The 22845-nt window shown below is 67.0% G+C and carries 18 protein-coding genes and 1 pseudogene; 8 read left to right on the top strand and 11 right to left on the bottom strand.

Going from position 1 to position 22845, the window contains the following annotated elements:
• Positions 1–82 precede the first annotated feature (82 nt).
• From ACIA75_RS17175 to ACIA75_RS17160, 4 genes are read right to left on the bottom strand one after another with little or no spacing between them, the layout of a single operon-like run.
• The gene (locus ACIA75_RS17175) at positions 83–1429 is read right to left on the bottom strand and encodes a cytochrome P450 (protein ID WP_397104823.1); all 1347 of its coding nucleotides are present in this window, start codon (positions 1427–1429) and stop codon (positions 83–85) included.
• 47 nt (positions 1430–1476) lie between these two features.
• Positions 1477–3186, bottom strand: coding sequence for a nitric oxide reductase activation protein NorD (locus ACIA75_RS17170; protein WP_397104820.1), 1710 nt, complete (start codon positions 3184–3186; stop codon positions 1477–1479).
• A complete protein-coding gene (locus ACIA75_RS17165; RefSeq protein ID WP_397104818.1) occupies positions 3183–4001 on the bottom strand; it encodes a CbbQ/NirQ/NorQ/GpvN family protein in 819 nt (272 codons plus the stop codon). The genes ACIA75_RS17170 and ACIA75_RS17165 overlap by 4 nt, the downstream gene beginning before the upstream one ends.
• A 1-nt stretch (position 4002) precedes the next feature.
• A complete protein-coding gene (locus ACIA75_RS17160; protein WP_397104816.1) occupies positions 4003–5169 on the bottom strand; it encodes a spirocyclase AveC family protein in 1167 nt (388 codons plus the stop codon).
• Positions 5170–5380: 211 nt separating this feature from the next.
• Here ACIA75_RS17160 and ACIA75_RS17155 point away from each other — a divergent pair, with 211 nt between their 5' ends.
• Together ACIA75_RS17155 and ACIA75_RS17150 are read left to right on the top strand one after the other, a co-directional pair.
• A complete protein-coding gene (locus tag ACIA75_RS17155) occupies positions 5381–5983 on the top strand; it encodes a TetR/AcrR family transcriptional regulator (RefSeq protein ID WP_397104814.1) in 603 nt (200 codons plus the stop codon).
• An 84-nt stretch (positions 5984–6067) separates the two neighbouring features.
• The gene (locus ACIA75_RS17150; protein ID WP_397104812.1) at positions 6068–7183 is read left to right on the top strand and encodes an NAD-dependent epimerase/dehydratase family protein; all 1116 of its coding nucleotides are present in this window, start codon (positions 6068–6070) and stop codon (positions 7181–7183) included.
• 85 nt (positions 7184–7268) lie between these two features.
• Here the strand turns inward: ACIA75_RS17150 and ACIA75_RS17145 are convergent, their stop codons facing one another.
• Complete coding sequence (locus tag ACIA75_RS17145) at positions 7269–7805, bottom strand: hypothetical protein (RefSeq protein WP_397104810.1); 537 nt, start codon at positions 7803–7805, stop codon at positions 7269–7271.
• 256 nt (positions 7806–8061) lie between these two features.
• Positions 8062–8664: a TetR/AcrR family transcriptional regulator gene (locus ACIA75_RS17140; protein WP_397104808.1), complete on the bottom strand. Its 603-nt coding sequence runs from the start codon at positions 8662–8664 to the stop codon at positions 8062–8064.
• A 202-nt stretch (positions 8665–8866) separates the two neighbouring features.
• Here ACIA75_RS17140 and ACIA75_RS17135 point away from each other — a divergent pair, with 202 nt between their 5' ends.
• The gene (locus ACIA75_RS17135; RefSeq protein ID WP_397104806.1) at positions 8867–10069 is read left to right on the top strand and encodes a cytochrome P450; all 1203 of its coding nucleotides are present in this window, start codon (positions 8867–8869) and stop codon (positions 10067–10069) included.
• A gap of 60 nt (positions 10070–10129) precedes the next feature.
• A complete protein-coding gene (locus ACIA75_RS17130) occupies positions 10130–10882 on the top strand; it encodes an SDR family NAD(P)-dependent oxidoreductase (RefSeq protein ID WP_397104804.1) in 753 nt (250 codons plus the stop codon).
• An 86-nt stretch (positions 10883–10968) separates the two neighbouring features.
• Here ACIA75_RS17130 and ACIA75_RS17125 read toward each other — a convergent pair whose 3' ends face one another.
• Both ACIA75_RS17125 and ACIA75_RS17120 read right to left on the bottom strand, forming a co-directional pair.
• The gene (locus ACIA75_RS17125) at positions 10969–12564 is read right to left on the bottom strand and encodes a GMC oxidoreductase (protein WP_397104802.1); all 1596 of its coding nucleotides are present in this window, start codon (positions 12562–12564) and stop codon (positions 10969–10971) included.
• Between the two features lie 181 nt (positions 12565–12745).
• On the bottom strand, positions 12746–14026 hold the full coding sequence (locus tag ACIA75_RS17120) for a lipase family protein (RefSeq protein ID WP_397104800.1): 1281 nt from the start codon (positions 14024–14026) through the stop codon (positions 12746–12748).
• A gap of 255 nt (positions 14027–14281) precedes the next feature.
• Here ACIA75_RS17120 and ACIA75_RS17115 point away from each other — a divergent pair, with 255 nt between their 5' ends.
• The 3 genes and pseudogenes from ACIA75_RS17115 to ACIA75_RS17105 all read left to right on the top strand — a co-directional run.
• Positions 14282–14953: a TetR family transcriptional regulator gene (locus tag ACIA75_RS17115; protein ID WP_397104798.1), complete on the top strand. Its 672-nt coding sequence runs from the start codon at positions 14282–14284 to the stop codon at positions 14951–14953.
• 280 nt (positions 14954–15233) lie between these two features.
• Positions 15234–16547 (top strand): GDSL-type esterase/lipase family protein, encoded by a 1314-nt coding sequence (locus tag ACIA75_RS17110; protein ID WP_397104796.1) that lies wholly within the window; start codon positions 15234–15236, stop codon positions 16545–16547.
• Positions 16548–16689: 142 nt separating this feature from the next.
• Positions 16690–17112, top strand: a pseudogene (locus tag ACIA75_RS17105) (SDR family NAD(P)-dependent oxidoreductase); the annotation flags it as partial.
• Between the two features lie 450 nt (positions 17113–17562).
• Here the strand turns inward: ACIA75_RS17105 and ACIA75_RS17100 are convergent.
• The 3 genes from ACIA75_RS17100 to ACIA75_RS17090 are packed head-to-tail and all read right to left on the bottom strand — an operon-like array spanning position 17563 to position 22076.
• A complete protein-coding gene (locus tag ACIA75_RS17100; protein WP_397104794.1) occupies positions 17563–19956 on the bottom strand; it encodes a PEP/pyruvate-binding domain-containing protein in 2394 nt (797 codons plus the stop codon).
• Positions 19947–20951 carry a TIGR03617 family F420-dependent LLM class oxidoreductase gene (locus ACIA75_RS17095; protein WP_397104792.1) on the bottom strand — a complete coding sequence of 335 codons (1005 nt, stop codon included), beginning with the start codon at positions 20949–20951 and terminating at the stop codon, positions 19947–19949. The genes ACIA75_RS17100 and ACIA75_RS17095 overlap by 10 nt, the downstream gene beginning before the upstream one ends.
• Positions 20952–20960: 9 nt before the next feature.
• Positions 20961–22076 (bottom strand): hypothetical protein, encoded by a 1116-nt coding sequence (locus ACIA75_RS17090; protein WP_397104790.1) that lies wholly within the window; start codon positions 22074–22076, stop codon positions 20961–20963.
• A 50-nt stretch (positions 22077–22126) separates the two neighbouring features.
• On the opposite strand from ACIA75_RS17090, the gene ACIA75_RS17085 reads away from it, so the two are divergent.
• Positions 22127–22747 carry a TetR-like C-terminal domain-containing protein gene (locus ACIA75_RS17085; protein WP_397104788.1) on the top strand — a complete coding sequence of 207 codons (621 nt, stop codon included), beginning with the start codon at positions 22127–22129 and terminating at the stop codon, positions 22745–22747.
• The last annotated feature ends 98 nt before the right edge of the window (positions 22748–22845 follow it).

Raw genomic sequence — 22845 nt, 5'->3', positions numbered from 1 at the left:
GTCGAGTCCGGCCCGTTGCGCGGTGCTGCTCAAATCCGCGAACGCCCTGGTTCCGGGCCGGCGAGCCGGGCCGGATCAGCGGTCACGACCCCGCGGAGACCGGGGCGGCCAGGCCGTGTTCGTCGATCATCCGCTCCAGTGCGGCGAGTGTGTCGTCCAGCCCCGGGCCGCGGCGGCGGCCCGGGGTGAATGTCGCGGGCAGTTTGCGCATCCCTTGGATCACCCCGATGGTGTCGTAGTGCACGGTCCCCTCGGCTTCGCAGTGGAAATCCGGAATCCGGTCGAGGACGGCGACCAGCATCCGCTTGAAAACCGTCCGCGCGAGATTGGATCCGATACAGCGATGGATGCCGAGTCCGAAGCTGGTGTGCCGATTACCTTTACGGTCCAGCACCACGGTATCGGGGTCGGGGAACACCGCGGGGTCACGGTTCGCCATCGCCCAGGACAACCACAACCGCTCACCCTCCGCGAATTGCCGGCCGGCAATATCGCAGTCCGCGGAGATAGTGCGGCCGTCGCCGGGCGCGGGGGTGAAATAGCGCAGGAACTCCTCGGTCGCGGAATTCAGCAGGAGATCGCGTTCGCGGCCAAGGGTTTCCCGCTCAGCGGGATGTTCGGACAGCCATTCCAGTGAATGCGCGGTCAGCGCGGTGGTCGTATCGAACCCACCGCCGATGAGCAGCCCCAGCATGCCGAGCAGATCGATATCCTCGGGCTTTTCGCCGTCGATCTCCAACCGGGCCAGCCCGTCGATCAGGCCGGGCCGCGGGTTCTCGCGGATCTCGTGCAGGTTCGCCAGCAGGTCCAGGCCCATCGCCATGTTGAGTTCCTGCACCCGCTCCCGGTCCGGTGAATCCGGTGGGGTGTACACCACCGCGTGTGAGGGTTCGTTGTAGACGACCCACTTCGCCAGCGGTATGCCGAGCATCCCGAGGGTAACGACGGCGGGGACGATATTGGCGAGATCGTCGACGAAGTCGATCCGTCCGGATTCGATCTTCTCGTCGAGGCACGCGCGCACCAGCTCATCGATGAAAGGCTCCCACCGGCGTACGGCGCTCGGTGACAGATACGGGTTGAGCACCGCACGGAACAGCCGGTGCTCGGGGTCGTCCATTTCCAGGATGCCGTTGCGCATGGGCATCGGGGTCTCGGCGAACGGAATGGTGATGCCGAGGTAACCGCGGCGCTCGTTCTTGTAGTCGCGATCGTTGGATACATGCGGGCACCGCGCGAGCTCGAATACTTCGCGGTGGCCGGCGGCGACCCAATGGCCGCCGTAGGTATCGGTCCAGGCCACCGGGCATTTTTCGTGCATTTCCCGGGTGATCGCGGCGAATCGGTCCCGATATTCCGGGGTGTGGCGGTCGAAGTGATAGATCGTGCGGGCCCGGCTCGGGTCCGGCGGCGGGTGTCCTGTGTCCACTGCTGTTTCCTTTCGAAGGGAGAGTCCGTACACCTCGGCGGGCGTCGTCATTTCCCCTGGGGTTTCGGCGCGCTGAGTTCGCGTAGCGCCGCCGAGAACAACTCGTCCATCTGCGCACTCAGGCCGGAGAGGGTCGTGGCGTTCGCATACCCGGCCGGACCGAAGACGCGTCCGAGCGTGTCGGTGGTGGTCGACGCCCCGATGGACAGGCAGAGGCAGGCGATGCCGTCGGCGCGGAGTTCGTCGACTGCCTTGCGGGTGTCGGCTTCCGCATAGCGGCTTTCGTAGCCGTGGTCGTAGGGCAGGGCGTCGGAGAGAACGAGGAGCAGGCGATACGGTGTGCCTGCCTCGGTGTCGAGGATCCGGCCGGCGCCGCGGATACCGGCACCGAGCCTCGTATAGCCGGAGGGCTGGAGCTCGTTGAGTCGCGCCCGCTCGACGGCGCCGAACCGCTGGTCGAAGGTTTTGATCGCCGGAAGGTGGACAGCGTGCCGACTGTCGGAGCGGAATGCGTAGACCGCGACCCGGTCGCCCAGTTCGTCGAGCGTGGCGGCGAGGATGGCGGCGGCCCGGCGGTGGTGCTCATGGACGGCGCGGCCGTCCGAATCGGTGTCGGTGGCGGAGCCGGAGGCGTCGAGCAAGATGAGAACACCGAGATTCCGCGCACGTGTGCGGGTTTCGGCGTACACGTTCTCCGCCGGCGAGTAGCCCGACCGTACATCGACGACCAGGTCCAGCAGGGCATCGATATCCAGTTCGTCGCCGTCGGGACGCCGTCGTAAGACCCTGGGACCGAGGCCGACACGCGCCAGGCGGCGCCGGAGGACCTCGTCGTGCGGGATATCAGCCGCGGCGGTATCGGCGGCGATTCTGAGCGGGTAGTCCAGAACCCGGCACCACTCGGGCCGGTACCGGTTGTCGTGGACGTCCCATTCCGGGTACCACGCTCCGCCTACCCCCGTGACGGCACCGGGTTTTCCGTCGACTACGACATTGATCGCGGTGGGCAGCGGCCGGGCATCGCCACCGGCCATCCGGCCCCGCCGAACGGCACGAACCCGCATCTGGGCACCGGCATCGCTCTCTCCGGGGGCGCGCGAGGTGCCGAGCAGTTTCCGCAGTAGATCGGCGAGCTTTTCCGAGTTGACCAGCGGATTCTCGAAGAGTTTCAGGATACGGCTGGTGCCGGTCCCCTCCGCTTCGTCGTCTTCATCGTCGTCGTCCCGCTCGGGCTCGAGCTGCTCGAGGAGATCGAATTCGAGCCGCAGGTCCTTGTCGGTCGCCCGGGAACTCGGTCCGCGGCCGGACTTCAGTAATCGGGCGGGCTCGATGACCCCGAACCACTCCGGCGGATCGGCGATCACCGCCTTACCTCTCGCGAGGGCGAGCGATTCGTCGACGGTGGCGGTCTGCGCTTCCCCGTACGGACCGAGTGCGGCGGCGCTCGGCACGCACCGGGCGAGCTCGGTCAGCCCTCGCCTGCCCTCGAGCGCCAGATAACGGCGCGCGATGCGCGGACGTCCCCGCAGCCCCTTGATCACACCCTGGTCCAGGCTTCCCGCCCGGAGCAGAGCACATTGCACCAGCACTTCACTGCGCTGCCGGGTGCGGGAACAGCCCGCAGAGACGAAGACGGCGTTGCCGTCGGTGTGCGCGGCCTGGCCGACCGGCGCTGCCGCGACTGCGACGGACCGGCCGGCCAGGAATGTCGCGAGGAGCCGGAACCGTTCCGGGCCTTCGGTTTCCGATGTGGTCATGGCGACGGCAGGACAGCGTCCGCGAGTTCACCGAGCGCGCGCACGATATCCGGATCATCGGACAGGGCCTGGACAACCGCGGACCGTACGGCGGCGCGCAGGTTCAGCCCACCTGCCACCAGGGACCCGGCCAGGATCAGCATCCTGGTCGAGGACGCTTCGCGCAGCGGTGACCCGTCGAGGTTCCGGATGGCGTTACCCAGCGCGACCAGAGCATTCGCGATCTCCGGAGCGACCCCGGCCTCACGCGCCACCACCTCGCGCTCGATCTCGGGTGGCGGAAAGCCGAGTTCGATCGCGACGAATCGCTGCCGGGTGGACTCCTTGATGTTCTTCAGAACACTCTGGTATCCGGGGTTGTAGGAGATCACCAGCTGGAAGCCCGGCGCCGCCGGAACCGTGGTGCCGAGCCGGTCGACAGGAAGCTCGCGGCGATGGTCGGCGAGTGGGTGGATCACCACAGTGGTGTCCTGACGCGCCTCCACTATCTCGTCCAGATAGCAGATGCCGCCCTCGCGAACCGCGCGCGTCAAGGGGCCGTCGACCCACACCGTTTCACCGCCTTTGAGCAGGAACCGGCCCACCAGATCCGCGGAGGTCATATCTTCGTGGCCGGCGATGGTGATCAGCGGGCGGCCCAGTTCATGCGCCATGGCCTCCACGAAGCGGGTTTTCCCGCATCCCGTGGGACCCTTCAACAGAACCGGCACCCCGCGGCACGACGCCGCACGGAATACTTCGGCCTCGTCTCCGACCGCCCGGTAGAACGGTGCCTGCACGTCGGGGCGGCTCACGGCCGTGGCTGTGGTCGGCATATCAGTCCTCCGGCTGGAACGGGACGATCTTCGGAACCTCGACTCCGTCCGGAAGGACGAGCTCACCGTCTTTGTTGATGTAGCCGGAGTCGTTGCGTGGCATCGGCAGATCGGGATGGGGGCAGGGCTTGTCCGTTCCGTCCCCGCAAATGCCGCCGGTGAAGTACGAACGCTCCTGGATATCTTCGGGCCAGGGATCCGCGTGCTGGCCGACCCATTGCGCGGGAAGGTTGTAGAAGACGAAGAAGATCGCGCTCACCGCGGCGAAGATCGCCAGGAAACGCGTGAGCTGCTGCCGGACGACGCCGCCGCGGACCTGGTCGAGCCCACGCTCCACAATCGTGCGCCCGCGATCATCGGTGAAGAAACGCAGACAGGCCAGACCCGCTTGGACCGCGCCCCACATCAGGCCCTCGTAGATCGGCCACTGGTAGTAGTGACCCGCGTTGAACGACACCGACTGGATCGCGCCCGGGAAGGTGTAGAGCCCGAGCGGCAGCAGCATGCAGCCTTCCATGATGAAGTCCAGGACGAAGGTGAACGCGAACGTGACGCCGATCAACTGGAGATTGCTGATCCCGGGCCAGCGCGACTTGACCTTCCGCATGAACCAGCACACGCCGATCGTGATGAGCAGGACACCCCACGCGTAACCCGGGACGTTCATCAGTAGTGGTTCGGCGACCTGGGCACCCGGTTCTTCCTGCGATACCCACCCCGGAACGTAGGGCGCCCAGGAACCCCTGTTGAACATCCAGGTGTTGTAGGTGCACCACGTGTTCAGGTAGTTCAGGAACGGGTCCTGGAAGAACATCAGGCCCATCGACGCCAGCAGGATGCCGTCCAGGGTGATCCGGCGCTCACGCCACCAGGGCCTGATGATCCACCAATAAATGGCGAGGGGAAAGCCGATCAGGACGCCGGCGGTCCAGATGCTCAGGATCGTCTTCATGAGCATCGGCGGATCGTTCGGGCCGGTGGGTACCCGCTCGAAGTAGGGGCCGGTGATCCATCTGATCCACACATATACCTGGAGTGCCAGGATCAGCCCGCCGAGGACGGCCCAGATATAGATGCCTTTGCTCGTCGGCCGATTCTCGGTGCCGAGGGCCGCGGAGCCGAGCTTTTCGGTGACCTCGGCGGTTTTCTTGTTCGACAGTTCGCTCATGCAACTGCCCCTTCTGGATTGCGTTCTGCAGCGCTAGCGGGTCCGATCGCCGACAGCGGGACTCGGCATGCGCTCGATATCACCGGCGCCGCAACGGAAATCCGCTTTCACGGCGAAGTCCGCCTCCTTCCGGCATCCGGCCCTTCGTTAAGATACCCGTGGGTATCTGTCATCACAATGGGTTTCCGAGATCCATGCTAGGATCGCTTCCGTGGTGGAGCGTTGGACGAAAGAGCGGCGATTGGAGCGCACCCGTACGCTCCTGCTGGATGCCGCCGAGGAAGTATTCGCCGAAAAGGGTTTCGCGGCCGCCACCCTCGACGACATCGCACACGCGGCCGGTTACACGAAGGGCGCCATCTACAAACATTTCTCCGTGAAGGAGGAGCTGTTCCTGGCGGTGAGCGACCGATACTGGCGCCGCTACTTCGACAACTTCGCCGAAGTACTCTCGAACGTCACGGCAGTGGGGCCGCACGAACTCGACCGAGTTGCCGAACGCTGGCGCAAGCTCAGCAACGACCGCGGCGCCGAACACGCCGCGCTCGGACACGAGTTCACCCTCTACCTCCTACGCAATCCGGAGGCCCGGGCACGGGTAGCGGCCAAACGGCTGGAAGTGGCCGAAGAACTCGCCGGATTCGTCGCCGAGAACCTCGAGCGCGTGGGCGGCAGCCTGACGATCACGCCGCGGGCCTTCGCCCAGGTACTCATCGCCACCAGCGACTCCGTGATACTCGGCAGCCAACTCGACGATATCGACCTCTACCGGCCGATCCTCGAAATGTATCTGTCCGTCGTCAAACTCCCCTGACGATCCCTTGTCGCCGGTTCGCCCGTTCCCGCGCAGTGCCGACGGCTACACGCATCCCCGCGATCCGGCGTGAAAGAAGGCACCATGCGCGCTCCCGTCCTCATCACCGGCGCATTCGGCCAGGTCGGCAAACGCGTCGCCGAACTCCTGTTGTCCAGGGGCCATACGGTGGTGGCAACCGATCTGCGCACCGACGCCGCACTGTCGGCCGCGGAGAGACTGGCCGGGGCCACCGCGCCGGGCACGCTGCGCACCGCCTTCGCCGATCTGCTCGACTCCGGCGCTGTCGACGCCCTGGTCGATGAACACCACCCCGGCACGATCATCCACCTGGCCGCCATGTTTTCCCCGCAGTCCTACCGCAACCCACAGTTGGCCCGGCGGATCAACGTCGGCGGTACCGAGAACCTGGTGCGCGCAGGACAGAAGCTGCCGGCCGCGCCGCTGCTGCTGTTCGCCTCCAGCGCAGCGGTATACGGTTCCCGCAATCCGCATCGTCATCCCGACCGCATCACCGCGGACACCCCGGTAGCCCCGATCGACCAGTACGGCGAAGACAAGGTACTGGCCGAGGGCGTCATCGCCGGCAGCGGTCTCCCCCACGCCTTCCTCCGGCTCGGTGGCATCCTGTCCCCCGACACCACCGCCGGCATCAACACCGACCATCTGGTGCTGATCCGTGCGACCCCCGGCGACAACCGGCTACACGGCGTCGACGCCCGCGACGTCGCGCTGGCATTCGCCAACGCCGTCGACCGCCGCGACAGCATCAACGGCAAAGTGCTGCTCATCGCCGGCAACAACAGCTACGCCCACACCCACCGCGATGTCGAGGACGCCATGTTCGAAGCCATGGGCATCGGTCGGCTCGGACCTTCCGCGAGCCTGCCCGGCGACCCCGCCGACGACCGCGGCTGGGCATTCACCGGATGGTTCGACACCACGGAATCACAAGCCCTGCTGGACTTCCAGCATCACGAGTGGCCGGAAACGGTCGCCTGGATCGCCGACGCTCAGCCCCGCATTCTGCGCGCGGCTCTCCGTATCGCCGGCCCCCTCCTGCGACCGGCGATACGTGCAGCGCTGACCCTGCAGCGACGTCTCGAACACCGCGGTCCCTACGCCGACCCGTGGACCCTGATCGCCTCGCGATACGGCCCCCATGTCCTCGCCCAGAGCAATGGCAAAACCGCCCCCTGAGCGCCGGCCGTACCCGGACCGGGTCCGCCGAAGCAGCAGAGGATGCGCCGGCCGAGCGTACGAACGCTCCGCTCCGCGGACTTCGTCACGCACCGGGACCCACGGCCGACCGGGAACCTCCGGATTGCCGGTGGGCCTGCAGGCTGGTCACACCGCGAAGGACCGGCCCGACGGCACGGAAGGGTTCGTCGGCCGACGGCGCAGCGGGTGGTCCGGTGGTTTCGTTGAGGGCATGGGCTTTGAACAACAGCGCGGTGCGACTCGGGCGAAAAATCCCGGGTTCGGCGTGCAGGGGTAGATCGACCCACACAGCCTCGCCCCATAGCGTTGTTTCCTGTCCACGGTGCGAGTAGTCCGTTACCCAGCGCCGCATCCGGTCGTCGAAATCCTGCGGGTTACCGATGACCGCCACAGCGTGTGGATCCGGCCCCTCGGCCGACGCGGGCACGGTGTCCCATGGCACGACGAGCGCACCCAGAACACGGGCCGGAAGCGGGTCGGCCACTTCCCCGGCGAGGATCGTGACATCCCAGCCGGACATCGCGCGGTCGAACAGCCACCCACCGGCGAGGCGGACCGCCTCGCGCACGGTCGGGGATACGACCACGAGACGGTACCGCAAAACATGATCCTGCGCGCGGGTGATGGCATGCGGCGCCGGCATCACCGACCGCTGATCGCAAGAAAAGAGCTCCCCGGACACAGCGCGCATCGAACTCCTGTTTCATTCGTCGTCGAACATGACGGCCCCGGGTGCGCAACCGAACCGCCGTGTTCGCACGGGCCTGTCGCACGAGCGCAGACCGAGGTAAATCCGACCGTACAGTAACCTGGATACTGTTGCATGACCCCAGTCGTGTTCGATCGTGCTCATCCGCTCAGGGCACGACGATGACTGCTGTGTACATATCGAGCACCGGCCGGTAGAGATCGGTGTCGTTCAGTTCGGCGGCCAGCATGATGCTGTCGCTGGTGGCGATCAGCAATTGCGCGAAGGTCGAAGCCGGCATTGCGAGCGTGGCACCGAGCTTGCCGAGGCTTGCGACGATGAAGGCCGTGAGCTCGTCGTGGACCTGCTGTTGCTGCGGCGCCACACGTGCGCGGGCTTCGGGGTTGCGAAACAGGTAGAGCGTGAATTCGTAACCCAGCGCGGCCTGCTGGGTACCGCCGCTTTCAGCGAGCCGGCGCCATCGCCCGGCGATCTCGGCGAGTTCGGCCTCACCGATTTCGCCCACCGAGGCCAGCAGCTCCGTGAAGGCATCGAAGAATCGCCGCCAGTACCGTTGATGAACGGCCAGGAACAGGTCTTCCTTCGCACTGAAATGCACATAGATCGCACCCCTGGTGTATCCGGCGGCTGCCGCGATGTCATCGAGGCTCGCCGCGCCGAAACCCTTGGCGGCGAATACCTCCTGTGCCGCATCTACGAGCAGGTTGCGGGTGTGCTCGGTGCGTCGTTCCCGGGTCCAGCGCTCCACCATCGCCCCATCCTGTCAAAGCAAAAATTGCATACGGCTGACAATGTCACATACGAGAACGTATGTTAATGACGTGTCCGTATCTCATATGCGGACCGGCACCTACGGCGGCCGCCCCCCGGCCGCGTCGCCGTAGGTGCTACCAGCCCGTCCTGGCGTGAATCGATGCTCTTGGGGGTGTACCTCCCGGGGAGGAGCGACGGCTATGACCGTCTCCGCTACCAGCGAAGTCTTCTTCGATCCCTACGACACGGGTCTCATTGCCGATCCGTACCCGATGTTCGCCCGGCTCCGCGAAGAAAAACCGCTGTACTACAACGAACAGCACGAGTTCTACGCGCTGAGCCGGTACGCCGACGTCAACAGCTGCCTCGCCGATACCGCCACCTACAGCTCCGGCCGCGGCAATGTCCTGGAACTGATCAAGGCCGGTATCGAGATCCCACCGGGCCTGCTGGTGATGGAGGATCCACCTCGCCACGACATCCATCGCCGGCTCGTGGCGCGAATGTTCACACCTCGCAAGATCAGCCAGTTGGCACCGATGGTGCGCGAATTCTGCGCCCGCAGCCTCGATCCCTTGGTCGGCGGCGGCGGTTTCGATTTCATCGCCGACCTGGGTGCCCCCATGCCGATGCGGGTGATCTGCATGCTCCTGGGCATTCCCGAAGAAATCCAGGAAGCGGTCCGGGATCACTCCAATGCCCAAGTGTCCACCGAAGACGGCCGCCCCATGACGGCGGCCTCGGACGGGCTGGATGACGGCCGGATCTTCGCCGAGTACATCGACTGGCGGGAGAAACATCCCTCCGACGACATCGTGACCGAACTGCTCAACATCGAGTTCGAGGACGAAACGGGAACCTTACGGCGTCTCTCCCGGGACGAACTGCTGATGTATGTGAACGTGGTGGCCGGCGCCGGCAACGAAACCACGACACGGCTGATCGGCTGGGCAGGCAAGGTTCTCGCCGAGCATCCCGGACAACGCCGTGAACTCGCCGAAGACCCCGAGCTGATCCCCCGGGCAATCGAGGAATTGCTCCGCCTGGAACCACCGGCACCGCATGCCGCGCGCTATGTCACCCGCGCCGTCGAGCACTACGGTCACGAAGTACCCGCGGGCAGCGTCATGATGCTCCTCATCGGCGCAGCCAACCACGACCACCGGCGATTCCCGCCCGACGCCGATCTTTTCGATATCCATCGCCCGCCGCAGCCCCACCTCGGGTTCGGGATCGGCGCACATTTCTGCCTCGGTGCCGCCTTGGCCCGGCTGGAAGGTCGTATCGCCCTCGAAGAGGTGTTGCGACGCTTCCCGGAATGGGACGTCGACCTCACCGCGGCACGGATGTCGACCACCTCGACGGTCCGCGGCTGGGACACCATGCCCGCAATCCTGTCCTGACCCGAACCGGGCACCGCCGGCGGACACCCCAGTCCGGAATGATCGATAGAAGGTTGCGATATGCAGGATCTCAGGGGCCGAGGGTACATCGTCACCGGCGCAGCCAGCGGTATCGGGCTGGGCACCTGCCGGAAACTGGTCTCGGCCGGCGCCGCCGTGGCCATGCTGGACCGCGATATCGGAAAACTGGAAACCGAGGCCGCCGGCCTCGCCACCCGGGGTTCGGCCTTTGCCCTCGGCTGCGATGTCGCCGACGAGGATTCGGTCGCCGCCGCCGTGGCGGACGCGGCCGCGCGGCTACCGTCGGTCGCCGGTGTGTGCACCAGTGCGGGCGTTTTCGAAGCACCCGACCTGCTCGATCTGGAAGATCTCGATATGGCGGTTTTCGACCGTGTTCTCGATATCAACCTGCGCGGCACCGTGCTGGTCTTACGTGCGGTGCTACCCCTGCTCGGTGCGGGCGGGGCGATCGTGACCGTTGCCTCGACCGCTGGGTTGCGCGGGCACGGCTACGGGATGGCCTACACCGCCAGTAAAGGCGGCGTCGTCGCGCTCACCCGGCGTACCGCGCTCCGCTACGGCCCGAAAGGGATTCGCGTGAACTGCGTATGCCCCGGTGCCACCGCCGGTGAGGGTCTCGGTTCGGTGTTCGACGACGAACAGGCCGCGGCGCAGACCTCGGCGGATCTGCCGCTGCGGCGGGTGGGCCGGGCCGACGAGGTCGGCGCCACCATCGCCGTCCTCCTGTCCGATGACACCAGCTACGTCACCGGACAGGTCCTTGCCGTCGACGGCGGCATGGTGATCCGCTGACCATCGGCCCACCTCCACCGCCGGGGCGGCCGGGCGTGCAGGACAGCACGCCGGAAAACAGTGGGTGAGTGCGGCGGCTCGGTGGGTCAGATGAGCGTTCCGACATCCTGCACGACGAGGTTGTCCAGGGCGCGTTCGGCGACCGCCGCAATCGTCATCGACGGATTGCAGGCCGCGGTATTACCCGGCATCAACGCCCCGTCGAGAACATAGAGTCCCCGCTGGCCGTGCACACGGCCGTCCAGGTCACACACCGTCCCCATACTCGCGCCGCCCAGCGGATGCCAGGTCGAGGGAAACAGTGTGTTGGTGTCCAGCAGCGCACCGCCGGGACCGGCGATTCTGTGCACGGCGGGCCCGATGTACCCGTTCTGGATGAAACCGTCGCCTTCGCGCGGCCACTGCAGCACCGCGTCGTCGCGCGCCGCGTCGTAGCGGAACGTTCCGCGGCCGTCGCTGACGCCGTAGCCGACCATCATCGTGCTGCGCGGATCCATGGCGAGCGGCGGAATCGAGGCCTGGATGACGGTATGCGCGGTATGCGGGTCGTCCCAGTTCAGGCTGCCGTAGACCACCGGACCGCCCTGTGGTGCACCGAATCCGGCGGACGGGTCGGTCCACACGTAGATGCGGTCGGCGTTGGTTCCCCAGCCCGCGCCGAGGCCGTCCGGCAGATCGGGGATCAGGCCCTTCGCACCCGCGCGCACGAGCAACCGAGTGGTGTTGAGGCTGCCCGCCGCCAAGATCAGTGCGCCGGTGGTGAGCACCTTGTGTTCTACCACCGCACCGGTGGTGTCGAGTCGCTGCACCCGGACGGTCCAGCGGCCGTCGGGTGCCCGCTCGATATCGGTCACCTCGTGCAGCGTTTCCACGCGCACGAGCCCGGTGGCTTCGGCTGCAGCGATATAAGTGACATCCACGGAGTGCTTACCGCCGTTGTTGACCCCCATGGCACCGTCACCGTTGGTGTAGGAGGGTTTCATCTCGCCGCGCAACTCGGCGAGCGCGAAATCCCAGTCGATGGGCATCGGAATCTTCGACAGCGGCATCCCGGCGCGGCGCACGCGATCGGCGAACACGCGTGCCGCACGGTAATTCTCGGTGGCGACCAACTCATCGGGCGCTTCGGCCAGCCGCAGCATCTTCGCCACCCGCGGATAGTGGACCCGGTTCATCAGCTGCCAATCCAGCTCTTGCGGGAAATGCGTATTGAATACCGCTTCGGAAGGTTGCAGCGACATCCCCTGGTAGACCAGCGAGCCCCCGCCCACACCCGCCGCGCACAGGGCGGTCATATTCTCCCCCGGCACCGCCTCCACCAGCCCGGTGTACGGTTCGAACACCAACGGCCGGCCGAACAGGTTCGGGCTGGACCGGCACCACAGCAATCGTTTGTCCGGCGCGGTCGCCCGGGGAAATGTTTCGGCGCCCGGCCCGGTGGGCCAGCGCAATCCCCGTTCCAGCACCGTCACCGGCACTCCCGCTTGCGCCAGACGCAGTGCGCTGACACCGCCACCGAACCCGGAGCCGATCACCACCACCCGATGCTCTTCACGAGTGAGTGGCACGGTACCGGCCTGGGCTGCGGCCGGCGCCGGCGACCCGATTGCGCGCGACCCGATGAGGCCGGCGCCCGCGGCAGTCACGCCGGCCAGCAGTGATCGGCGCGTGATTTCCTTCATCAATCAATCCTTCGGTGCGATTGCGTTCTCGGAGAAAGGTCTGTCCGATCCGGCGAAACGGGCACGGCGGCAGCGCACACCACCGGATGGTGATGCGCGTGGATACGACGAATCCACGGCGGCCGCGGAACCGGAATCCGCACAGCACGACGTCTCGTGCAGGCGGCAGGTGCGCTGGGCCTCAGTCGATGGTGCAGCCGGTAACCGGCTTGCCGGCCAGGCGATCCAGCAGATACGTGATGGCATTGTCGGGGCCGAAACCGTCGATCATCTCCGGACCGAAATGGTTCGGGATGGTGGTTCCGGGCAGCAGCGGCGGCAGCTCGTTGGTACGGAATTCGACCGTCGCGCCCTTGCCGCACCACTCGTCGGCGAGCTGACGGGCCTGGTTGTAGGGCACGGTGTCATCGTTGCGGCCGCTGGTGATCAGTACCGGCGAGGCCGGTGTCAGGGTGCCCACCCGCAGCTCGGCCAGGGCGGGGGCGGCCTCCGGTATCGCCGCCAGGTGGGCACCGAGTGGCTGCCCGTCATGGGTCAGCGAAGTGGTCTTCAGGAAGGGATAGCGGGTGATGACATCACCGATACAGGCATCGCTCAACGCCGCCAGGGTGTCGCGGCCGTATTGGCTGGTCACCCGGTCGACCGCAGCCCCCAGGTCGGGGTAGCGTGCCACCAATCCGTTGATGGCGAAGCCGATGGCCCCACCGATGAGGGCCCCGTCGATACGCTCGAGGATCGCCGCCAGATCCGCCACCGGGCCACCGGCCCAGGTCCCTTTCAGGTTCAATTCGGGCGCGTAGCCGGGCTGCATCTCCGCCGCCGCCGCGACGGCCCCGCCGCCCTGGGAGTAACCCCAGAACACCAGCGGGGTTTCCGGTCCGGCACCGGCCAGGTTGTGGGCTGCCCGCGCCCCGTCGAGGACGGCATGGGCCTCCTCGATCCGGTTCGCGTAGGTATGGATTCCGGGGGTGCCCAATCCGATGTAGTCGGTCACCAGTACGCGGGCACCGAGGCGGCTCCATACCGCCGACGACGGTAACTCCTGATTCGCCGAGAACGACGGGGACGGATCGGCGGTGATCGTGACCCCCGTCGAGAAGGCCTTCGACATAGCGCAGCGGTCGCCCTGGCCCGAGGTACCCGGCCCGATCACCACGGTCGGCCGCGGACCGGCCCCGAGCCACGGGCCTGCCGCCTCGATATAGGTTCCGGTCACAGCAACCGGCGATCCGTCCTGTAGCCGGCTGGTGTACATGATGTGTTCGGCCTTGCCCGGCCACCCCTGTTCGGAGGGCAAGGTGGCCAGCAGCGACATCGGCTGGGTCCGGATCACCGTGCCGGGTTCGGCCGGGATCTGCTCGGGCGGAACGTAGAACGCGTCCGGGGCGGCCGCCGCTTCGGGTTGCCCTGCCACCACCGCCACCGCGGCGGCGCAGGTCATCGCCACCGCGACCGCAGTCATCCGGACTCCCCGGCGCAGCGATCTCCGCCGGGAGCCCTGCCCATGCTGCTGATCCATCGATACCTCTCCAATGAAGCTTCGACTCGGGAGCCGATGCCAGTGTGTCCCGAGTGACACGGCGGGTGGCCGGATGAGCCCCGTCACAGCCGCGCGTACCGGACAGTAACATAGTTACCCGAGGTGTCCAGAGCATCACTCGACGCGTACACCGCACCGCCCCTGCCCGCGACTCCTCGCGATCGCTACCGTGGACCTGTGAGTCCAGCACCGAAACCGGCGCCCGCCGATCAGATCATCGACGTCGTCCTCGACCTGCTGGAAACCGAAGGATACGAGGCGGTACAACTGCGCGAAGTCGCACGCCGCGCGCACGTCTCGCTCGCGACCGTGTACAAACATTTCGCCGATCGCGACACCCTGATCGTGGCCGCGGTGGAGCATTGGATGGCCACTCACAGCTTCACGTCCATGCAGCCACCGCAGCCGGGCGAAACCCTGCACGCCGGTCTGATGCGCGTCCTCGGATACGTATTCCAGCCCTGGGAACGCAACCCGCGAATGCTGGAGGCCTACCACCGCGCCCGTACCGGCCCCTCCGGGCACCGGCTCGACGCCCAGGGCATCGCGGCGATGGAACCGATACTCACCGCGCTCTTCCAAGGGGCGGACCCCGCCTATATCGAAGACATCTCGCTGGTCGTGAACAACCTCACCTACGCCCTGATCGGGCGGTTCGCCGACCACACCCTCGACATCACCGAAATCCTGCCCATTCTCGACCGGGCGGTCTTCCGCCTGACCAACGACAACCACGCCGAGGCGGCCGCCGCCGTAGCCGATAGGGCGACTCGCCGCTGGATGCCGGACCCGGAGATGATCGCCGCACTGACGTCGCCGTTCCAGGCGCCCGACCGGCCGGGGAGCTGAACCGGGCCGGGCGCACCGTTCGCCCGCCCGAACCGACCGTTCGCCGCAGAATCCGTCGCATTCATCGACAGCGGCTCCCGTACAGAACTTTTCGCCCGCTGCACTCGCCTACCTTTGCGAGCAATGTCGTACCCGCCATGGATTCGTCGGCACAGCCCCACCACCGGGCATCGTCGACCACCCGGCCCGACGGATCAGTCCCACCCCACTGCCTCCTGCGCCGGCACCCTCCCGTGACCATTGCCCGGACCTCGGGCCGGACTCACCGAAGATAGGCGCAATGCATATTCGTGACACGTTGTGCGCAACCACGACGGCCCTGGCCATCACGGCAACGATGATGACCGGTGCTACCACTGCCACAGCGCAGCCCGGTGATCGATCCTGCGATCGAGAACAATTCGTCGCGGCGTGGACCGCCAGCCCCACCGATTCCCTGACCCCGGTGGACGCGTCCGGCGGGCCGGTACCGCCCGCTGTCGACGACCAGACATTCCGCATGGTCATCACCCCGCACCACGGCGGAACACAGCTGCGGCTCCATCTCACCAACCGGTTCGGCCAGGGGCCGGTGACTTTCGCCGAGGTCACCGTCGGCGAACAGACCGCCGCAGCGGGTGCGACCGATATCCGGCCGGTCGGCTTCGGCGGCAAACGATCGGTCACCGTGCCCGCGGGCGCCGATATCGTCAGCGATCCGCTGCCGTTCCCGATCGAGTCCGCACAGCCCCTGGTCGTCGGTATCCATGTTGCCGGCCGGGCGGGACCACCCACCAAACACTGGAACGCCAACGCGACCTCGTACTACTCGCCTCCGGGCAGCGGCAATCTCACCCACCGGACCGAGCCGGATCCGTTCGCCTTCCGGACCGGTTCCTGGTTCTACGTCCACGCCCTCGACGTACTGGCCCCGGCCGGCACCCATTCCGTGGTGGCGTTCGGCGACTCCATCACCGACGGTTTCGTCGGAACCACCCCGGCGGGAATCCCGGCCGACCGCGCAGTCGCCGACACCGATACGCGCTATCCCGACTTCCTACAGCGCCGGCTCGACCGCGCGGGGATCCCGGTCGCCGTCGTCAACGCCGGAATCGGCAGCAACCGGGTGGTCACGGGCGGCGAGCCGTTCCTCTTCGGCCCCAGCGCGGTCAGCCGATTCGAACGTGATGCCTTGAATCACGCGGGGGTGAGCGGTGTGCTGGTCCAAGAGGGAATCAACGACCTCGGACTACCGCCGCCCGCGACCGCCGCCCAGGTGATCGCCGGCTACGAGCAGCTGATCGCCGCGGCACGCCGCGCCGGAAAAAAGATCTGGCTCGGCACCCTGCTCCCCGCGTCCGACGCACTCGTCGACGGTGTACTACTCGCGCCTGACAGCGAGAAACACCGGCAGGACATCAACACCTGGATCCGCACCCAGAAAATCGCCGACGGCATCGTGGATTTCGATGCCGCCCTGCGTGATTCACACAACCCCGCCACCCTCCGGGCCGAGTACTCCAGCCCCGACCGCCTCCATCCCAACCCGCACGGGTACCAGGCCATGGCCGACGCTGTCGATCTCGCCATGATTGCCCAGCACCACACCTGCTGAGCTGCGGGAAAGCCCGGCAGCCGGAGCAGTGGCGCCGAGTTGCTGCAGGTTCGGCTCCAGTAGCAACCGGCAGACCGCTGCCCCGAGCAGGTGCGGGCCGCGAAGGATTCCGCGCGAACCCCCGACAGAACGTGAGGAATCGATGCCCGAATCCAAGCCCGTCGCCGCTGTCACAGGAGCCAGTCGCGGCGCCGGCGCCGGAATCGCTCGTGCCCTCGGCAGCCACGGCCGCACCGTGTACGTCACCGGCCGAGCCGATAACGCGCATACGTCCGGGCCTGCCGAGACAGCGGAGCAGGTGACCGAGGCCGGTGGCCATGGCATACCGGTCCGCGTCGACCACGGCGAGGACGAACAGGTCGAGGTGTTGTTCACTCGGATCGGACAGGAGCAGGGCCGGATCGACATCCTGGTCAACAATGCCGCGATCATCCGCAACGAGATGATGGGGCGCACCAAGTTCTGGGAAGAGCCCATCGACATCATCGGCACCCTCGATGTCGGTGTGCGCAGCAGCTATGTCGCGACCGTTTACGCCGCACCGCTGATGCCCCCCGATGACCGAACCGAACCGCGGTGGTACCGGCGGAACGTCCGGCCTGGGCCGCCCTGTATGCGCGCACCCCGCGACCCGTCACCGGATCGGCGTCCCGGACGTCGATGTGCGGCGGCTCCACGCTCAATCCACGTTGCCGGTAACGGCTTTGGCGCCGGCCTGGAAGTCGGCAAAGGTCGTACCGGTCTGATCAAGATCATGGCGTCGTTTTTCATGGCAGCGCCTTGTCGCCACGCCCCCACCGAGTCCTATACGGTTGTAGAGAATATCGGAGGCGAAGAAGCACCGAGGGAAAAAGGCAGACACCAGCTCCCCGGACCAGGGCCAGGGGGCCGCCCACGAACCCGGCGGGTTTCGTACCCCGCACGCCCCGACGAAAATGCCCCCGACCCACGAAGATCAGGGGCATTTCGCCGATATCGGCTGGTCGCCCTGGGCACTGCACACGCAGAACGCCGATCACACCTGCAAACGCGGAAACTCGTCCAGGCGGGTGACCAGGCCCCGGTCCCCGTCGACACGTACGCGGTCGCCGGTCCGGAGCACTCGGGTGGCCACCAGGGTGTTGACGACGCACGGTAGACCGTACTCGCGCGCCACCACCGCGCCGTGGGATACCGAGCTGCCGATATCGGTGACAAGCGCGGCGATGACCGTGAAGTACGGGGTCCACCCCACGTCGGTGACCGGGGCGACCAGAATCTCACCGCGCTGCACGTCACGTGCCTCGACAATCGACTTCGCGACACGCACCACGCCTTCCACGGTTCCCCGGCCGGCGGGCCGTCCGGGGATCCGGTCGTCGGTGATTCCGTGCTGTATCCGGGCAATGAGGGGTGCCGGCCGGCCCACCGACACGTCGTCGAACTCGAGCGAATCCTGGAACGCCAGCGCTTCTCGGCGTTTCCGGGCGCACTGCACGAGACCGGCGATGTCTTCCGCACCGACGACGCGGTGCAATTCCCCGCGGTCGAAGAAGAAGACGAGATCGGCGTCGGGCAGCCGTCCCGACCCGGCCAGCACGTCGCCCAGGTGCCGGTAGCCGAGCTTGAGCGCATGCGCCATCAGAGCCATCTTCGATTTCGTCTCCTCGCGCCCCCGCGCGCCGCCCTGTGCCAGCCGGGCGAGAAACCCGACGGCCGCAGACCTGGGCGCCTCGACGTGTGCATGCACCGGCCCACGGTCGGCCGGATCGACCGCTGAGCGCAGCATGACCTGCATCATCGTTCCCAGGCCTCCGGGGTCCTCGGCCCAGGAGGGGTCGCGCATACACAGCTCGCGGTATCCACGGTGACCGTGCCGACTCAGGAAACGCCGCAACGCCCCACCACCGGCGTTGTCAGCGGCCCGCAGCTCGCTGACCGCCTGGTCCGGCTCCCGCCCCAGGAACTCCTCGGTGGCCGCCTCGTCGCCGGCGATGGTGCGCACGACCGACTGAAGCTCCTCCAGCATGAGCGCGCTCTCGACCTCGGCGGCGCCGGCCATGAGCCTGGCCGCATCGGCTCGGCCGTCTTCCTCGCTGCGTCCGCCCCTGACCGCCTGACGTACGAGAACGCTCTCCAAGATATTGGCGGCAACCGCGGCGCGTGACGACGACCGCACATGGGTCAGCGTGATGTCGCAGTACTGTTCGACGCCGGATTCCAACTGGCGCAGGATAAGCCGTGGATCGTCACCGGCCGGGATCCGGAATTCGGCGATTCGATCGCCCAAGCGGCGGATCGCGGGGCCGGCGGACAGCGCATGCGTGGTGAGCCGGACAGTGTTGACGAGCCTACGGGCGAACGGCTTCGGTGGTTGCGCCTGCAGCTCGTCGACCACTCGACCGCAGATCGACATCGAGAACTGCTCCAGCGAATTGCCCAGCAGGCCCGAGCTCAGCGCCGTACCTTCGGTCAGGTTCAGGAACATGTGGCCGTAGAAGTATCCGACCTGTAGCCACGGCTTCTCGTAAGCGGCCTGGGCCCGCGCCACCACCTGCGTCATCTGCATCGCGTAGTCGATGGCATAGCCGGATACCGATGCGGTCAGCGGGCAGAAGGCCCCCGGCATCATCTCGCCGATATTGCAGCGCGTGTACACGTGGTCGGCGCCCGCGAGTGGCGAATCCATCTCGTTGAGATCGCCGGGCAGGGTGGTGATCGGCCGGGCCTGCAGCCACCACAGTTTCCCGGATCGGTCGATCGCCCATTCGAGATCCATCGGCCTGCCCCAGTGCCGGGCGGCACGCAGGGCATCGGACCGGATATCCGCGATATCGTCCGGTGCCAACACCGGCACCTCGCCGACCTCGTGTACGGCGGCGTTACCGTCGGAATCCAGGACGAGATGGTCGGGGGAAGCCGTACCGTCGACGAGCGCTTCACCGAGACCGGCGATGGCGTCGATCACCATGAGGTCGCGGCGGCCGGTTGCCGGGTCCGCGGTGAACACGACGCCGGCGGCGCGCGCGTCGACCATCTGCTGAACCACTACATGCATGGTGGCGCTGTGTTGCCCGCTGTAGGACGAGGCCCGCCGGGAATGGACGGAGGCGGCGCAGGTGCGCACGGCCGCGGCGAAGGCCTCGACGGAGTCGACGCCCAGCACCGTGTCGTATTGCCCGGCGAAGGACTGGTCGTCGCCGTCTTCTCCCACTGCCGAGGAACGGACGGCGACGGGGGTCGCCCCGGCGGCGGTCATCTGGGAAAACCTTTCCGCCGCATCATCGATAGTGCCCGGTCCGGAAGCATCGGCGATGACGAATCCCGTCGGCACGGCAAGTCCGAGACGGCGCAATTGCGCGAGGCCGGCCGCTTTGCCGCCGTAGCGGGCGTCGCTGATGTCGTCGAATTCGACCGTTGTCAGTGACATGCGGATCCTCCCAGCGCGTCGACGATCTCGGCGAGCGCGTCGACGGCGATGGGACCCGGCTGATACAGGCAGATCCGGTCCGATACGCCGTCCACACGGTCCCGGATATGCGCGGCCACCTCGGCCGGGGTGCCGCAGGCGGCGATGGTGTGCAGTATGTCGTCGTCGATCAGGGTCGCCATCTCCCGCCAGCGGCCCTGCTTGGACATCGCGTTGAGTTCCGGCTGCAGGTCACCCCAGCCGTGGGCGTCGAGCACCGGCCGGTAGGCCGGGGTGGAACCGTAGAACGCCAGCAGCATCCGGGTCGAGGCATGGTCGTCGTCTCGTCCGCCGGCCACCGACACGATGATCTCCGGCACCACTTCGAAATCGTCCTCGCCGCGTCCGGCCGCTGCGAGCCCCGCGCGGACGGCCGGCATCGTCGTGCCGTGCAGGAACCGCTTCGTCCCGAACGGCATCACCAGCAAGCCGTCGGCCACCTCCGCGGTGGCTCTGGTCAGCCGGGGTCCCAGTGCGCCGAGATAGATCGGCGGCGGACCGAACGGGTTCGGCCCGGGTACGAAGGTCGGTGTCATCAGGGTGTGCCGGTAGTACTCGCCGCGGAAGTCCAGCCGCGCGCCGTCGTTCCATGCCGCGAAGATCGCTCGCAGCGCCCCCACCATTTCCTTCATCCGTGCGACGGGATGGTCGAATTCGGCCCCGTAACGCTTCTCTATCTGCGCGCGCACCTGCGTGCCCAGCCCCAGGATGAAGCGCCCCTCGGTGAGCAGTTGCAGATCGTTGGCCTGGTGGGCGAGCTGGATCGGATTACGGGGAAGTGCGATCGCGACGTTGGACATCACGTCGAGGCCCTTGACCGCCGATGCCAGCACCAGCGGCGTGAAAACGTCGAACGGGCCTTCGAAGGTGAAAACGCCGGAGGCGCCGGCTTCCTGGAGCACTGTCGCGCGTTCGACCGCGTCGGTGGGGCCGTACAGCGCTGTCATGATCTTCATACGTCGTGCCTATCCCGCTACGTCGGTCCAGTCGGAGAACCCCGACGGATAGTGCGGCCCGAGCACGCCGTGCTCGAACAACCCCGCGCCCTCGCGGACCTGCCCGTCGGCTTCGGTGCACACGGCCGCGCCGACGTGGTCGATGAGACTGAACGGCGCTCGGGCCATCACCGCGGGGTCTGTCAGGTCGAAGCTGACGCGTTCGGCGAACGGCCCGTCCTTCCAGGTGCCGTGTGCCCAAGAGGAGTCACCGCCGTAACCCGACCCGAACGCGATGGGCGCGAAGAGCTTCGATTCGATATCGAGTTCGATCCGGTCACCGGCGCGGTTCATGAACGAGACATGGGCGCCGTGCGGGATGCGCGTACCGGGTGTGTAGTGGATGGTGGCGCGTACTCCGTCGAGTTGTTCGACGCGGCCGTCGCGCCAGCGGCGGGTGCAGTCGTAGAGGCTGCGGTGGCCGTCGGGGTCTTCTTGCAGGATCAGGAACAGCTGGAAATCGTCGAAGGCCAGTGGCAGGTAGAGCCACCACATTCCGCGGAATGCGGCATCCGGCCGGCCGGCCGGTTCCGGCTCACCGACCGGCCGGATACCCCAGGATCGGTCGCGGCTCGCGACGCTGGTGTCGTGATCGACTGTCAACCGGTCGCCGTCGACATCGATCCAGCCCTGCCATGTGCCGACCTGGGCGAACCGGCATGCTTGCAGTGTCACTCGTCGCTCGGTCAGCATGTCGTGCGGCCGTTCGAGGGCGGCGGGGAACAACCCACGCCAGGTCAGATCCGCGGAGATGCCCTCGGTCTCGGCCAAGGTGAGGTGCAGCTCCTGCAACGGTTCGACGACGTCGAGACGGTAGCCGTTGACGTTCTGGTGGAGACGGTCGTCATCGATGGCGTCGCTCAGGTGCACCGCGGTCTGGGTGTCCCCGCGGCGGACGACGAAGTAGGCGTCCTTCACGCCGAGGCGCGGGTAGTAGCCGATTCCGGTCAGTGCCATGAAGCGACCGTCCCGATCGAGCACGTTGAAGTACGAACGATCGTAGAAGTTCCGGTCGGAGGTGGCGGGCCAGGTGAGGGGCGCGGGCGTCTGATGAATCGGATACTCGTCGAGTGGGCTCAGGTTCACACGCTCTCCCTCAAATATGATGCACACCGTATTGGAATTAGGGTGGGATCATGACAGCAGAAGGCCGCACAGAAGGCAAGGGGTCTGCGCCATCCACGCCGGGGCGGCCGCGCGACGGCAGGATCGACGCCGCGATCATTGCGGCAACCCGGGAATTGATACTGCAGACGGGCTACCCCGCGCTGTCGTTGTCGGCGATCGCCGCGCGCGCCGGAACGACGACGGCCGCCATCTACCGGCGCTGGTCCGGCAAGGCACAGCTCGTCCACGAGGCCGTGTTGTCCGCCGAAACGATTCCCACCCGGGACGGTTCCGGCGATATCCGCGCGGACATCCGGGCATTGGTCGAGACGGTCCGTGCGATATTCGACAGACCGGAGGTGCGGGTGGCACTACCGGGACTGATCGCCGACACCGTCGCCGCCCCCGAAGTGCACAGCATGATGATCGACCGGTTGACCGGTAACCTGGCCGCTTTCGAATCCCGCTACGGCCGGCAGCGCCGCGACGACGACCAGTTGCCCATGCTCGCCGAGGTCGTGGCGGGCACCGCGATCTTCCGCATCCTCATCCGTCGTGACGCCGCCCTCGACGACACCTGGGTGAACGAGATGACCGAGATGATCACCGACCGCTGGCCCCCGGGGCAGGCATCCGGCGGGACGTCCTAGCGCATCGCACTGCCGGTCGGCGCCGACGACGTGCTGCCGCCGGCGCCGCTCATCCGCGCCGACGTCCGGCACCGACCCGGCGACCTACCGCCCGTCGT

The sequence above is a fragment of the Nocardia sp. NPDC051750 genome (assembly GCF_044453135.1).
Lineage (GTDB): Bacteria > Actinomycetota > Actinomycetes > Mycobacteriales > Mycobacteriaceae > Nocardia.
Note: the sequence above shows the minus strand (reverse complement) of the source record. Positions and strands in the feature narration are given on the sequence as shown.